The 11314-nt window shown below is 31.2% G+C and carries 14 protein-coding genes; 7 read left to right on the forward strand and 7 right to left on the reverse strand.

Going from position 1 to position 11314, the window contains the following annotated elements:
- Positions 1–3 precede the first annotated feature (3 nt).
- From QZZ48_RS03995 to QZZ48_RS04025, 7 genes are all read left to right on the forward strand, one after another.
- Positions 4–483, forward strand: a complete 480-nt coding sequence (locus QZZ48_RS03995) for a thiosulfate oxidation carrier protein SoxY (RefSeq protein WP_294962207.1) — start codon at positions 4–6, stop codon at positions 481–483.
- Positions 484–523: 40 nt separating this feature from the next.
- The gene (soxZ, locus tag QZZ48_RS04000) at positions 524–832 is read left to right on the forward strand and encodes a thiosulfate oxidation carrier complex protein SoxZ (protein ID WP_294962209.1); all 309 of its coding nucleotides are present in this window, start codon (positions 524–526) and stop codon (positions 830–832) included.
- 34 nt (positions 833–866) lie between these two features.
- Positions 867–1355, forward strand: a complete 489-nt coding sequence (locus QZZ48_RS04005; RefSeq protein WP_294962211.1) for a thioredoxin fold domain-containing protein — start codon at positions 867–869, stop codon at positions 1353–1355.
- Between the two features lie 8 nt (positions 1356–1363).
- Positions 1364–1804 carry an MOSC domain-containing protein gene (locus QZZ48_RS04010; protein WP_294962213.1) on the forward strand — a complete coding sequence of 147 codons (441 nt, stop codon included), beginning with the start codon at positions 1364–1366 and terminating at the stop codon, positions 1802–1804.
- A 37-nt stretch (positions 1805–1841) separates the two neighbouring features.
- Positions 1842–2783 carry a DUF302 domain-containing protein gene (locus QZZ48_RS04015; protein WP_294962215.1) on the forward strand — a complete coding sequence of 314 codons (942 nt, stop codon included), beginning with the start codon at positions 1842–1844 and terminating at the stop codon, positions 2781–2783.
- 5 nt (positions 2784–2788) lie between these two features.
- Positions 2789–3811: a hypothetical protein gene (locus QZZ48_RS04020; RefSeq protein WP_294962217.1), complete on the forward strand. Its 1023-nt coding sequence runs from the start codon at positions 2789–2791 to the stop codon at positions 3809–3811.
- An 80-nt stretch (positions 3812–3891) separates the two neighbouring features.
- Entirely contained in the window at positions 3892–6678 is a 2787-nt protein-coding gene (locus tag QZZ48_RS04025; protein ID WP_294962219.1) for an EAL domain-containing protein, read from the forward strand.
- Between the two features lie 7 nt (positions 6679–6685).
- Here the strand turns inward: QZZ48_RS04025 and QZZ48_RS04030 are convergent, their stop codons facing one another.
- The 7 genes from QZZ48_RS04030 to QZZ48_RS04055 form a co-directional block, all read right to left on the reverse strand.
- Entirely contained in the window at positions 6686–7741 is a 1056-nt protein-coding gene (locus QZZ48_RS04030) for a DUF6781 family protein (RefSeq protein ID WP_294962221.1), read from the reverse strand.
- An 18-nt stretch (positions 7742–7759) separates the two neighbouring features.
- Positions 7760–8029, reverse strand: coding sequence for a DUF493 domain-containing protein (locus QZZ48_RS04035; RefSeq protein WP_294962223.1), 270 nt, complete (start codon positions 8027–8029; stop codon positions 7760–7762).
- Positions 8010–8480 carry a cyclic pyranopterin monophosphate synthase MoaC gene (gene moaC / locus QZZ48_RS04040; protein WP_294962225.1) on the reverse strand — a complete coding sequence of 157 codons (471 nt, stop codon included), beginning with the start codon at positions 8478–8480 and terminating at the stop codon, positions 8010–8012. The genes QZZ48_RS04035 and moaC overlap by 20 nt, the downstream gene beginning before the upstream one ends.
- Before the next feature lie 52 nt (positions 8481–8532).
- Positions 8533–9105: a molybdenum cofactor guanylyltransferase MobA gene (gene mobA, locus QZZ48_RS04045; protein WP_294962227.1), complete on the reverse strand. Its 573-nt coding sequence runs from the start codon at positions 9103–9105 to the stop codon at positions 8533–8535.
- Between the two features lie 2 nt (positions 9106–9107).
- On the reverse strand, positions 9108–10367 hold the full coding sequence (locus QZZ48_RS04050; protein ID WP_294962229.1) for a 3-isopropylmalate dehydratase large subunit: 1260 nt from the start codon (positions 10365–10367) through the stop codon (positions 9108–9110).
- An 81-nt stretch (positions 10368–10448) separates the two neighbouring features.
- Complete coding sequence (locus QZZ48_RS15790) at positions 10449–10703, reverse strand: hypothetical protein (RefSeq protein ID WP_366755901.1); 255 nt, start codon at positions 10701–10703, stop codon at positions 10449–10451.
- Positions 10657–11145, reverse strand: a complete 489-nt coding sequence (locus QZZ48_RS04055; protein WP_294962231.1) for a leucine-rich repeat domain-containing protein — start codon at positions 11143–11145, stop codon at positions 10657–10659. The genes QZZ48_RS15790 and QZZ48_RS04055 overlap by 47 nt, the downstream gene beginning before the upstream one ends.
- Positions 11146–11314 lie beyond the last annotated feature (169 nt).

The following is an 11314-nucleotide window of genomic DNA, read 5'->3' on the forward strand; positions in this document are numbered from 1 at the left end:
ATCATGCAAAGAAGACAATTTTTAAGTTTAACAGTTGGTGCTTTAGCTTTGGCAGTAGCACCTGCAAGTGTAAGAGCAGAGGATTATAGAAAATTAAAACCCGCAGTATGGAGCGCGCACAAGATGGACATGGCTATAAAGGCTATGTACGGAACAACAGCTACTATAGAAGAGGGAGTAAAACTAAAGGCAGCAAATGTTGCTTTTGACTCTGGAAAAATGGCTACAGCTGCTAATGGTGGTGCTATTCCATTAGATTTTTCTACAAAGATACCTGCTAAAACTATAGCTGTATTTCAAGATGCTAATCCTGAAGCTGCAGTTTGTGTATACACTGTAGGTAAATATGATATGACTACTTACTCGATTAAGATCAAGATGGGTAATCCTGGTAGTGTTAAAGTGATCGTTGAAGGTCAAGATGGCAAGCTTTACTCAGCTACACAAAAATTAAATGTTGCAAAAGGTGGTTGTGAAGGTTAATCCGACGCAACACAGAACATAAAAACAATAAAGGAATATTATGAAAGTAAAAGCAAAATTAAAAAAAGGCGTAGTTAAAGTAAAAGCTATGGCTAAGCACAACATGATTACATACAATCAAGCAGAGAAAAAAACTGGAAATAAAGATGATGCAAACTTTATTACTCACGTTAGTGCAACTTGTAACGGCGAGACAGTTTTAGATATGTCAACTAGTCAGTTCCTATCTAAAAATCCTATTTTAAAGTTTCAGTTTAAAGGTGAAATATTTAAAAAAGGCGATAAAGTACTTATGACTTGGGTAGACCGTAAAGGTAAAACAGGAAAAGGTAAGGGTAAGATAAAATAATCTTATCCTTTAATAATTTAGAGGTATATATATTTTGCTAAAGTTACTGATTAAAACTTTTCTTATTAGTATTATCATCCAAGCAACACTTTTCTCAAGAGAAATCTATATTGATAAGATTGTTAAAAAAGAAGTTTCTTTGGGCAAGCATCTTTTTGTTTGGTTACATCAAACAGATTGTGGTTATTGTGAGAGTATGAAAGAATTTACTCTTGATGATGAAGATATAAAGGTTTTGATAAAGAAAAAGTTTGTCTTTGTTCATATAAATATCAATGAAAAAGATAAGGTTATGTATAAAGATTTTGTTGGTAATGGTCGTGCCTTTGCTAAACATATAGGATATAACTTTTACCCAACATCACTTTTCTTTGATTCTAACAATAAACTTATATATGCCGTTCCTGGTTACAAGGATGAGAAAATATTTTTTTCAATCTTAAAATATATAGATTCCAAATCATATAAAACAATGGAATTTGAAAGTTATGTAAATGAAGCTGATTTCAATGAAGAACTATAAGGGTTAGTATGACAGATAATACTCAAGGAATAGTGTTAGAACTATTTATATCTATAAAGGGAAAAGATACTAGATCTCAACAAGAGAGTCTTATTGTTGATACCCAAGGTGTGAGAGAAGATAAGTTTTACGCAAAAAATACTCAAAGAGCTATATTAATTACTTCAGTAGATAGTTATAATTTAGCAAAAGAAAATGGTATAGAGACTCCATATAGTTCACTTGGGGAAAATATCTTACTTGATGTTAACCCTTATCATCTTAGCCCTGGTGACAGACTTGAAGTAGGAGAAACTCTCTTAGAAATAAGTCAAAACTGTACCATATGTAAGGGTTTATCAAAGGTAGATGCAAGCTTACCGACACTACTCCAAAATGATAGAGGAATTTTTGCTAAGGTCATAAATGGTGGGAGAATATCTAAAGGTGATAAAGTTATTTTTAAATAGTTTTATTATTTATACTTTAAAAAAAGAAGGAAGAAAAATGAGAAAAATATATACTATGTTTGTTAGTGCTTTGTTTGTTATATCTTTAAGTGCAATCTCTGCATCTGCTATAGAACAAAATGTACAAGTATTTACAACAGATAATACAAATGGGAATATTACACCTAAAACTATTTCTGCAGCCTTTGCATCTTCTGGTTTATCAATCGGTGGAAACAACGATATGAATAAACCATTTAAACTTAGATTTACAAAACTACATTACAAAACATACAATCTTGCTATGTTTCGTAGTGATGAATTAACTCTAAAACTAATAAAAAAATATCCTAAATTTGGTGTATTAACACCGCTTACTATGTCTATTTACTCAGATAAAGGAAGTATGAACATCTCTACCTTAACTCTTGAAGGTATGGCTAGAACAACTGGTGTACCAGTAACTGATCCAGATTTGATAGCTTATGCTAAGTTAACAGACAAAGCGCTGCATCTAGCATTACCAAAGGGTAAGTATAAGAAACTAAACCATAATGTTGAGAGCAAAACAGATAACTATGCTCAAGCTTTTAGTGTTGAGCTTGAAGAAGGTACTGATTTAGAAGAGTGGAGAGAAGATTTTGAGAATGAGTTTGAAGGAGAGATGGAGCCTATTGGTTTTTTAATGCCTAATTATACCAATCTAGTTGAAGAGATATTTGAAGCTGCAAAATATGAAGAATATGACTTTTTTATTACCTACTCTGTTTGTAAATTTGATGTAATCTACCCAGTGTCAAAACTGCATCCTGAAGCTGGTGCATATGCTCCTTGTACAATGTATGTGTATAAGAAAAAAGGCGATAGCAAAGTTTATATAGGATACTTAGGTGTAAATAATTGGATTAAAATACTTGATATCAAGGATGAAAAAGCAGTTGCGGCACTTAACGAAGCTCAGGGGATGATTAATAATATCCTTACAGAACTTACTGAGTAATAGAGATGAAAACTAGCACAATAAAAAAGTTAGTACTAACACTCTTATTTAGTGCTAGCTTTTTCTCTCTTAACGCAAATGACAAGTTTGTAGCTAGTAACAATCAAAATCTTGCAGTTGAGTATACTTTAGAAAATTCTTCAAAAGAGATAGATAAAGCTTTTTTCCAGTTTACAAAAGATATAGAAAAAATAGGCTTTTTTGTAAATGATGCTCATCATAATGTACAAAATGTATATGAAAAAAAAGTTGGAGAAACTTCTCTATCTCAACTCTCTTTTTCTTCTCTTATAAATGATGACAAAGCAAGAAAACTATTTAACATAGACCCAAGACTTGGTGGATTTACTCCATTTAACTTGGTTATATACAGAAGAAAATCTGATAACAAGAGTGTTATAACTCATATAACACCAGAAGCAGCTCTAGATATTCTACAAATCAGAGATAATCATTTAAGAGAAAAATTCATAGAAATGTTTAAGCCAATGGATGAACTCATTGAAAAGACTTTTAATGTTAAAAAAACATATACAAAAATTCATGGTTTTGCGAAACAGAGCATGATGAACTATGAAATAACATTTGAAAAACCAGAAGATATAGATGATTTTTTTGATGAATTTCAAGAAGAATTAGAAGCTCCTTTTGAGAAAAAAGGTTATATTATTGCTGGCTTTTATGATATGAAATATAGCTTTAACACAGAAAAAGATGAATTGCCAAACTTCGAGAAATATATTGTATGGTCTCTGTGTCATATATCTTTTTCATATACAATTTTTGATGGTAAAGAACCTCTTCCTCAAGCTGCAATATTTGCTCCTTGTTCTATGTACGCTTATATTAAGAAGGGTGAAAATAAGATTGTAATCGGAATGCCAACACTTAGTGCATGGGCGGCATCACTCAATATTACGCAAAAAGACAAGCTACAAAAGATTAAACAACTAGACAGTGAAATTACTAATATCCTCATTGAACTTGGTGGAGTTAAAGTAGAAAATACTAACCCACTACAAAAATAGTTTTTCTCTTTTTAGTTATATATTATATGATGGTTTTAATAGTATAATACATTCTTAATAATCAAGATAATAGGTGTTTTATGAAGTTAGTAAATTATAAATTTGAAAATATAACAGAATTAGATATTTTTATAGATGAAAATATACTAAAAAAATCAAATTTACTAATTCAGCTTTTAAGTGGTGAGTCAGACACCTCAAAGTTACATCCTATTTTAGAACTTTTATCCAATAAGCTTCCAGATGCTAAGATAATTGGTGCCTCAACTGCAGGTGAGATTGTCAATGGAAAAGTTCAAAGAAAAACAATTCAAATATCTTTTTCTATTTTTGAAAATACTACTATAAATACATATTTTTATGAAGAATCAACTTTTGAGACAGGAATAAAAGCTGCGCAAGAGTGTATAAAGTATGATACAAAAGCTATGATAGCTTTAAGTGAAGCTTTTAGAGGTGATTCAGAATCTTTCTTAAATGGTTTTACTTCAATCAATAGTGCTGTTACAGTTGCCGGTGGTATAGCCGGGGATAACTTTGAGTTTAAAAAAACCTTTATTATAAAAGATAAAAAGATACATTTTGATGGAATAGTCTTAGCAACACTGAGTAGTGATAGTTTATATGTCTCAAGTGAATATTCTCTTGAATGGACTACTATCGGTAAAGAGATGCTAATCACTAAATCTGATAAAAATATTATATATGAAATAGACAATATACCTATTAAAGATATGTTCTCACATTATCTTGGTGAAGAAATTATCTCAAATCTACCAGCTAGTGCAATAGAATTTCCTTTAGTTCGAGTTGAAAATGGTGTGATGATAGCAAGATCAATGCATAGTGTAACAGAGGATGATGGTTTTGTTTTTGCAGGTCACTTTCATAATGGAGATAAAGTACGCTTTGCTATTGGTAATATAGAAGAGATACTAAACAATGCCTCCAAAATACCAAGAAAAATAGCTCTAAGGCCAGTAGAAGCGACTTATATATACTCATGTTCTGTTAGAGATTTGTTTTTAAAAGAACAAATAAATAATGAATTTGCTCTTATTGAAGCTGTAGCTCCAACAGTTGGTATGTTTACATATGGGGAGTTTTTTCACTCTAATGGAGATAATAAAGTTTTAAATATAACAACTACAACCTTATCTATCTCTGAGACAAATAATATATCTGAACATGAAGATATTGCTAACCATGAACATAAGCAAACCATGCTTAAATCTCTTACGCATCTAGTAAATATATCTCAAGATGAGCTTGATGATAATATGAATATACTCAATCAATATAGAACAATACTTGATGAGAGTTCTATCGTTTCAAAAACTGATACAAACGGGGTTATTACTTATGTAAATGATGCCTTTACTAGAATATCAGGTTATACAAGAGAAGAGTTAATGGGCAAGAGTCATAATATTGTAAAACATGATGAGAATGATCCTAGTATATTTAAAAATATGTGGGATACAATCAAAAATAAGAAAATATGGCGAAGTACTATAAAAAACATTTCTAAAGATGGAATTTCGTATTATGTTAAATCGGTAATTATGCCTATTCTAAATGATGATGGAGAAATTGTCGAGTATATCGCTACAAGAACAGATGTTACTGAGCTGATAGAAAAAGATAAAATCATTAAAAAGCAATTCACAGATGAATTGACAGGCTTAAAAAATAGAGAGGCACTGCTTGGGGCTTTAGCTATAACGAGTAAAAAAAGTACTCTAGCTCTTATTAATATTGATAGGTTCTCAGATATAAATGATTATTTTGGTTATGAAATTGGAGATAAGGTTCTTCAAGAAGTTGCTCAAATCATTAAAGATATTATCATCAACGAAGCACAAGCTTATAGACTAAGTAGTGATGAGTTTGCAGTTTTATACTCAAATAAAGAGATTAGTGATGATGTTAAAATTGACATTAGGTCTTTAATAGACCACATAGAAAATACTAATTTAAAGATGGATGGATATAAGATTTCCCCAAGTATATCTTGTGGTATCTCATCAGGTGAGAAAGAAGATATATACAAACTTTCTCATATAGCTATTAAAGAGAGTAAAGTAAGTAATAAAAAAATAGTTATTTACAATGAGAGCAAATCTTTACAAAATCAGACTAAGAATAATATAGAAGTTATAGACGCCATTAAGTTAGGAATTACAGAAGATAGATTTTTACCATTCTTTCAAGGTATTGTAGATAATAAAACTAAGAAAATTGTAAAGTATGAAGCACTAATAAGGCTAAAAAGAGAAGATGGCTCTATTGTATCTCCATATTTCTTTTTAGAACATTCAAAAAAAGCTAAACTTTATTACAAGCTGACCAAGACAATGATTGAAAAAACTTTTAAAAAGTTTTCAAATCTTGATTATGAGTTTTCAATAAATCTATGTTTACAGGATATTTTGTCAAACAAAACTAAAGAAGTTTTGATAAACAATTTAAAAAAGTATAATTGTGGAAATCGAGTAGTTCTTGAGATAGTGGAATCAGAAGGTATTGAGAATTTTAATGAGTTGGATTTATTTATAAAAGAAGTTAAAAAATATGGTTGTAAAATAGCTATAGATGATTTTGGCACAGGTTACTCAAACTTTAGTTATTTGACAAAGTTAAATATTGATTATATAAAAATAGATGGATCATTAATAGAAAATATAGATAAAGATATAACTCAAAGAATTACAGTTGAGAGTATCTTACTCTATGCAAAAAATATGAATATTAAAACGATAGCTGAATTTGTTGAGACGCAGAGTGTTTATGATACGTTAGTTGAGCTAGGTGTAGACTTCTCACAAGGTTATCTGTTCTCAAAACCTTGTGAAGAGATTGAATAAAGAGTTTTTACTTCTCTTTATCCATTGCACCTTTAGCAGTTTTAATTGCACTTCCTAGAGCTGTTTTAGCTACTCCCCATGCTTGTTTACCCATTCGCTTAGCTTCTTGTGCTGCTTCAGATTTTAGAGCAGTATCTGCCTTCTTAACAGCTGTCTTAGCAAATGTAGAGAATCTATCTCTCATAATATCAGCAGTCTCTTTAGAAATATGAACTAATTCTTCTAAATCATAACGCATATCTTTGTTTATCTCTAAAAGTAGTTTACTTATCTCTTGAGAATTCTCACTAGCTTGAGTTTGTACAACTTGAGAGAAAAGAGTATCAGTTTGATTTAGGTCTTCCATAATAGTGTCATAATCTTCTATCAGGATATGTTTTGCTTCAACAGGCATAAAAGCTAAACGCTTTTTAAATCTATCAATAGAGCGAACAAGCCCGCCTCTCATACCGCGAAGAGTAGCATTTAATATAGCGTCTGCTTTTGTAGGAGTTGCTTCAGCAATATCTACCGCAGAGTAAAGAATAGTAGAAAGTATTTTTCTGATTCTAATAGTATTTAGTGAACCTTCTTTAATAGCTTCAAAAGTTATATCTTTAATAACCTCTTCAGTAGTTTCTCTGATATCACCATCTGTATCTTTTTCAAGTGCAGTAATAATAGCTGATTCAACCATTTCACTTAAAAAATCAAAAAGGTCAATTGATTGTAATTTAACTTGATGAAGCTTAGATAATGCATCACTTTGATCTACAAGTTTTACTTCTATTGCATTAAAAACACCATACTTAGACTCTTGAAGCTCTTCAGCTTTTCTTTCAAGATTTCTCTCTATTAATTCTTTTTGTGCTAAAAGAGATTCAACATCAGATTTTAGAGTCTTAGTTTCAATATCTAAAATAGTAGTAGCAATCGTTTTTATATCATTCAAGTTTAGTTCATTGATTTGAATATTTAGCTCATCTTTTAGATGATCAATAGTATGTGTTACTCTTTTGTCAACACTTTTAAATCTATGGTTATACGAGTCATTTATATCAGTCTGTAGTTTTTCTAAATCCATTACTAATCCTTAATTTTATTATAATACCATTTTGATATTTTGGTGTGCCTTTAGAGCTTCATATATAAAGTTTCTATCATCTTCGTTCTGAACTAGAAGATCAAGGTTCATACTCACATACTTACCACCCTTAGAGTTCTTAGAGTGAGCTAGTTTGTGCTCTCTTTCAACAATAACATCATGTATTGCTTTTTCTAAAGCTTCTTTTTCACCTGCAATAAGTTTATAAGACCAAGTACATGGATAAGTAAGTTCTAGCTTATCAGTTCTATCGTTTAAAATCTCCACTCTTTCCTCCTGATTTTTCCTCTAGTTGCACATTTGATATTATCATGCCCTTATCTATTGCTTTTACCATATCGTAAATAGTTAAAAGACCAATACTTGTTCCTGTTAAAGCTTCCATCTCAACACCAGTCTGTCCTGTAAGTTTTGCAGTTACACTAAGTTTAAAACCTGGAAGTTCTGGAAGTTCTTGTACATCACAGTTTATTCCGCTTAGGTTTAGAGGATGACACATAGGGATAAGATCACTAGTCTTTTTAACACCCATAATAGCCGCTATAACAGCAGTTTGTAAAACAGGACCTTTTTTAGTTTTTTCACTAACTATTGCATCATAAGCATCTTGGCTCATTTGTATTTTTCCAGATGCTACGGCAACTCTTGTTGATTGATTTTTATCAGATACGTCGACCATTTTTGGTCTTTGGTTTTCGTCTAGGTGAGTTAAATTCATTATAGTTCTTTTTATTTTTTATATATTATAGCGAATAGGAGTTAAATATTGATTAGAGTAGTTTTAGTGCTTCTTCATATTCATGTGGATGGTTTAGGTTTAAAAATGGTTTTTCATCATCAAAGTATACAAACTCGGTTTTTGAAGACTTTAGTAAAAACCCAAGTTTATGGTTGTCAGTTTGTAGCATATTGGAAAATTCTTTAGCAAGTGAACGATGATAGATGCCACACATTGGTTGATTTCCAAACTCTGTTTTAGCTATCACTGCATCTAACTCATCTGTATCTGCATCTATGATTTTTATGATTTCTTTCTCGCTTACAAAAGGAGCGTCAACACTAAGAGCAAAAAATGAATCTTCTTTTAGTTCTTCAAATATTGCAACAAAACCAGCAGTTGGAGCAAAAGTTTGTGTACTCTTTGCATCTTGGATAAAGTTTGCTTCAAAGTTAAACTTAGTTTGTTCTTTACATGAAATATATACATTTTTGAAGATTTTATTTAAACGGGAGAGTTGAAACTCTGTAAGAGTTTCAAAGCCTGCAAAAGGGAGAAGAGATTTATCTTCTCCCATTCTGCTGCTTTTTCCACCTGCAAAGATGACACAGGGGATATCAAACATTATTATCTCGGGTCTGAAATATAACCAGTAATAGCTGAAATAGCTGCTACTGCTGAGTTAGCAAGATATACTTTAGAACTACGAGAGCCCATACGTCCTACAAAGTTACGGTTAGTAGTAGAGACTGCGACTTCATTATCACCAAGAATCCCCATGTAACCACCAAGACATGCTCCACAAGTAGGGTTTGAAACAACTCCACCTGCATCTATGATGATATCCATGTATCCAAGTCTAGATGCTTCTTTTAGGATTTTTTGAGTTCCAGGTGTTACGATAAGACGAACATCTTCGTGAACTCTTTGACCTTTTAAAATTTCAGAAGCAGTTTTAAGATCGCCTAAACGACCATTTGTACAGCTACCAATAAATGCTTGATCTATTTTAATTTTATCACTTACAGCTTTTGTGATTGAGTGACCATTTGATGGCAAGAAAGGGTAAGCAATTACAGGCTCAAGTTCTGCTACGTTTATTTTTAATGTTTGAACATAAGTAGCGTCTGCATCTGATTGGTGAATTCTAGGTTCACGAGCAAGATCTTTATCAGCTAAAAACTCTGCAGTTGTATCATCATAAGCCACGATTCCACTCTTCGCACCAGCTTCGATTGCCATATTACACATAGAGAATCTATCATCCATACTTAAATGTGCAACTGTGCTACCAGTAAATTCTAAAGTTCTATATAAGGCTCCATCAACACCAATTAGGCGAATGATTTCTAAAATGATATCTTTACCTGTTGTATGTTTTGCTGGTTTACCACTAAGGTTTACTTTGATTGACTCAGGAACTTTAAACCAGTTCCCACCACTAATCATTGCAAATGCTAAGTCAGTTGAACCCATACCAGTAGAAAAAGCACCAAGAGCACCATGAGTACAAGTGTGTGAATCTGCACCGATGATTACATCACCAGGAACAACAAGACCTTTTTCTGGTAAAAGTGCGTGCTCGATTCCCATGTCTTTTTCATCAAAAAAGTTTTTAAGATTATGTTTTTTCGCAAAGTCACGACTTATTCTAGCTTGGTTAGCAGATGCTATATCTTTTGCAGGGATAAAGTGGTCAAGAACGATAGAAAATCCATCTGGATTAGCAAGCTCAGTAGCACCGCTAAGATTAAAAGCACTAATTGAAATAGGTGTAGTAATATCGTTTCCAATAACCATATCTATGTTTGAGCGAATAATTTCTCCAGCAAAAACTTCTTTTCCAACATGCTGTGAAAATATTTTCTCTGTTATAGTTTGAGCCATAATAAATTCCTTAATTTTATAATAATTACGCGATTATACCATGTATGTTTTAAATTCATATTTAGAGCTACTCTTCTTGGATTAAAAAAGAAATAGTGAATCATCAATATTTAGTTGCCATTTCTTTTGTTTCTTTGATAGAACTAAGTCATGATTCATAAATACTTCTAAGTTATTGAGATTGAGCAATTCAGTAATATTTTTAGGTAATGTCTTTAAGTCATTACTACAAAGTTTGAGTTCTTCTAGAGCTTTTAATCGCGTTATGTTATCTGGGATATGGCTTAATCTATTTCCCCATAAAGAGAGTACCTTTAAGGACTTCAGCGTACAAATTTCTTATGAAATTCCCTCCTAAGTCTAAATAACAAAGATTACTGTTTTTCTTAATCTCTTTGGGTATATCATGTAAATTATTCTTTGAAATATCAAGTTTTTTTAATGATTCAATATCAAAAATTACCTTAGGAATATTATCAAACTTGTTTCTTGATATATTTAGTTCTTTTAAATTTACTAACTTTGAAAATTCATCTGGGAAATTGATAAGATTATTGTTTGATAAATTTAATGTTTCTAGAAGTTCTAAGTTTGATATAGCTGAAGTAATATGCAATAGATTATTGGAACTCAAATCTAAGGTGGTTATTTTTTTAAGTAGATTAGAGTTTCTTGGTATGATTTTATTAGAAATTTTATATTTATTTGCGTATCTATAAATCTGTTTTACCCACTCTTCATCTCTGTTTTTAATCGGGTCTACCTTATAGCTTTTCAACTCATTTAAAAGTTGTGATAAATTATCTTTTATACTTATAAAGTACTCTTTTTCATCATCAATAGAAAAAATAAAACGCCAATTCTAAAATCAAGTGCAATTTTTTGAAAGTAAGTTGAAAGATAGGATTAATCGATAATCTGCTAATCTTATTCGACCAAAAACAAAG

This window comes from Sulfurimonas sp., assembly GCF_016744025.1.
GTDB lineage: Bacteria > Campylobacterota > Campylobacteria > Campylobacterales > Sulfurimonadaceae > Sulfurimonas.

Coding starts and splice junctions, on each gene's coding strand:
- moaC (WP_294962225.1), bottom strand. CDS start 8,480: ATGAATTTAACTCACCTAGACGAAAACCAAAGACCAAAAATGGTCGAC.
- QZZ48_RS03995 (WP_294962207.1), top strand. CDS start 4: ATGCAAAGAAGACAATTTTTAAGTTTAACAGTTGGTGCTTTAGCTTTG.
- QZZ48_RS04020 (WP_294962217.1), top strand. CDS start 2,789: ATGAAAACTAGCACAATAAAAAAGTTAGTACTAACACTCTTATTTAGT.
- QZZ48_RS04050 (WP_294962229.1), bottom strand. CDS start 10,367: ATGGCTCAAACTATAACAGAGAAAATATTTTCACAGCATGTTGGAAAA.
- mobA (WP_294962227.1), bottom strand. CDS start 9,105: ATGTTTGATATCCCCTGTGTCATCTTTGCAGGTGGAAAAAGCAGCAGA.
- QZZ48_RS04010 (WP_294962213.1), top strand. CDS start 1,364: ATGACAGATAATACTCAAGGAATAGTGTTAGAACTATTTATATCTATA.
- soxZ (WP_294962209.1), top strand. CDS start 524: ATGAAAGTAAAAGCAAAATTAAAAAAAGGCGTAGTTAAAGTAAAAGCT.
- QZZ48_RS04025 (WP_294962219.1), top strand. CDS start 3,892: ATGAAGTTAGTAAATTATAAATTTGAAAATATAACAGAATTAGATATT.
- QZZ48_RS04030 (WP_294962221.1), bottom strand. CDS start 7,741: ATGGATTTAGAAAAACTACAGACTGATATAAATGACTCGTATAACCAT.
- QZZ48_RS04015 (WP_294962215.1), top strand. CDS start 1,842: ATGAGAAAAATATATACTATGTTTGTTAGTGCTTTGTTTGTTATATCT.